The 2,647-nt window shown below is 70.7% G+C and carries 2 protein-coding genes; both read right to left on the reverse strand.

Features of this window, described 5'->3' with window-relative positions; genetic code table 11:
* On the reverse strand, positions 1–1,491 hold a 1,491-nt coding region (locus ACFPZL_RS12120), incomplete at its 3' end, for a malate:quinone oxidoreductase (RefSeq protein ID WP_218114299.1).
* Between the two features lie 67 nt (positions 1,492–1,558).
* Positions 1,559–2,647: DNA repair protein RadA (gene radA / locus ACFPZL_RS12125; protein ID WP_382335610.1), on the reverse strand; the 1,089-nt coding region annotated here is incomplete at its 5' end.

The raw sequence follows: 2,647 nt of genomic DNA on the forward strand, positions 1-2,647 counted from the left end.
GGCCGGGACGGCGGCGCCGGTGAGGCCGAGCGCCTCAGCGGTGTCGGCCAGCGAGGCGGCCGCCGCCTCGGCGTCGCCGTTGAGGCCGACGCCGTAGGCGGGGATCCGCGTGACGATCTCGTCCTTCCAGCGCTGCGCGAACTCGTCGGGGAAACACTTCTCCATGATGTCGAGCATCGCGTGGACGGCGGTCGATGCACCCGGGGATGCGCCGAGGAGGCCCGAGATCGAGCCGTCCGCACTGGTGATGACCTCGGTGCCGAACTGGAGGACGCCGCCCTTCTGCGGATCCTTCTTCATCACCTGCACGCGCTGCCCGGCGGTGATCATCCGCCAGTCCTCCGCGCGCGCGGAGGGCATGTACTCCCGGAGGGCCGCGAACTGCTTCTCGCGGCTCGCGAACACTTCTCCGAGCAGGTACTTCTCGAGCGAGAATTCGCTGAGGCCGACCTTGACCATCGGGCTCAGGTTGTGCGTACGGATCGAGCCCGGAAGATCCCACCAGGAGCCGTGCTTGAGGAAGTTGGGGCTGAAGCCGGCGTAGGGCCCGAAGAGCAGGCTCGCCTTGCCGTCGACGATGCGGGTGTCGAGGTGCGGGACCGACATCGGGGGTGCGCCGACGGCCGCCTTGCCGTAGACCTTGGCGCGGTGGAGCTCCACCACCTCGGGGTTGTCGCAGCGCAAGAACTTGCCGCTGATCGGGAATCCGCCGTAGCCCTTGATCTCGGGGATGCCGGAGGCCTGCAGGAGGTCGAGCGCGCCGCCACCGGCGCCGACGAAGACGAAGCGCGCGCTGATCCGGGTCTTGCCATAGCCGAGGCCGGCGCTCAGGTCGATGTCCCAGTCGCCGTCGGCTCGACGTGTCAGGTTCGTGGCCCGCTGTCCGAGGCGCAGGCCGGCGCCCTGGGCGACCAGGTTGCCGATCAGTCGACGGGTGATCGCGCCGAAGTCGACGTCGGTGCCGCTCACTGCGCGGGTCGCGGCGAACGACTCTCCCTTCGAGCGGCGCTCGATGAGCAGCGGCGCCCACTCGGCGATCTGCTGCGGGTCGTCGCTGAACTCCATGTCGGCGAACAGCGGCTGATCCTTGAGCAGCTCGTAGCGGCGGCGCAGGTAGTCGATGTTCTGCTCGCCCCGCACGAACGTCATGTGCGGAGTCGGGTTGATGAAGCCTGCAGGATCGCCCAGCACGCCCTCGCGCACGAGCGCCGCCCACCACTGGCGGGACAGCTGGAACTGCTCGTTGATGGCGATCGCCTTGTCCGCGCTGAGGCTGCCGTCGGCGCCCTCGGGCATGTAGTTGAGCTCGCAGAGCGCGGCATGGCCGGTGCCCGCGTTGTTCCAGGCGTTGCTCGACTCGGTCGCGACCTGGCCGCGGGATTCGATGATCTCGATCGACCAGTCGGGCTGAACCTGCTTGAGGAGCGTTCCGAGGGTGGCGCTCATGATGCCGCCGCCGATGAGTGCGACGTCTACCGTGTTGTTACTCACAAACCCTCATTCTAGCCCCGGCTTCGCGCGTGATCCTCCACACCGGGGTGCGCACCCCGCCCCTCGCTCACCGCTGCCCCAGCGCGAGCTCGTTCGCCCGGTGCAGGCTGCCGGCCTCGGCATCGATCAGCGTGCGGTAGCCCAGCCGTTGCGCTTCGCCGGCCCGTTGCGATCCGCCGACCACCGGGCGGATCTCGCCGGCCAGACTCAGCTCGCCGACCGCGGCGAGGTCGTGCGGCAGCGGCCGATCCGAGATCGCCGAGAGCACGGCCAGCGCGATCGCGAGGTCCGCCGCCGGTTCGACGAGGCGCACCCCGCCGACCGTCGACACGTACACGTCCTTGTCGTGGAGGCGCGCCCCCGCGCGTCGCTCCAGCACGGCCAGGATCATCGCGACGCGGGCCGAGTCCACCCCGCTCGTCACCCGGCGGGGGTTCGGCGTGGCGCTCGAGGCGACGAGCGCCTGCACCTCGACCGGCAGCGCGCGGCGGCCCTCCATCGCGACCGTGGTGCAGGTGCCGCTGACCGGCTCGGCGGCTCGACTCAGGAAGAGCCCCGACGGATCCGGCACCTCGGCGATGCCCTCTCCGGTCATCTCGAAGCACCCGATCTCATCGGTCGGCCCGAAGCGGTTCTTCAGCGAGCGGAGGAACCGCAGCGCGGTCTGCCGGTCCCCCTCGAAATGGCAGACCACGTCGACCAGGTGCTCGAGCAGCCGCGGACCCGCCACCGACCCGTCCTTCGTCACGTGCCCCACCAGCACCACGGGCAGGCCCCGATCCTTCGCGACGCGGATCAGCGCGCTCGCCACCTCGCGCACCTGCGCAGGACCCCCGGCGCCGCCCTCGACCTGGTCGCTGGCGAGGGTCTGCACGGAGTCCACGATCAGCAGGTCGGGTTCGACCGCATCGATGTGGCCGAGCACGGTGCCGAGATCGTTCTCGCTCGCGAGGAACAGCGTGTCGTGGAGCGCACCGGTCCTCTCGGCGCGCATGCGGATCTGCCCGGTCGACTCCTCGCCGCTCGCGTAGAGCACCCGCCCGCCGAGCGCCGCGATCCGCGCGGCCACGTCGAGCAGCAGCGTGGACTTGCCGACGCCCGGCTCGCCGGAGAAGAGCACCGCGGCCCCGGGCACGATGCCGCCGCCGAGCACGCG

It is taken from the genome of Leucobacter soli (genome assembly GCF_042659205.1).
In the GTDB taxonomy this organism is placed as follows: domain Bacteria; phylum Actinomycetota; class Actinomycetes; order Actinomycetales; family Microbacteriaceae; genus Leucobacter; species Leucobacter soli.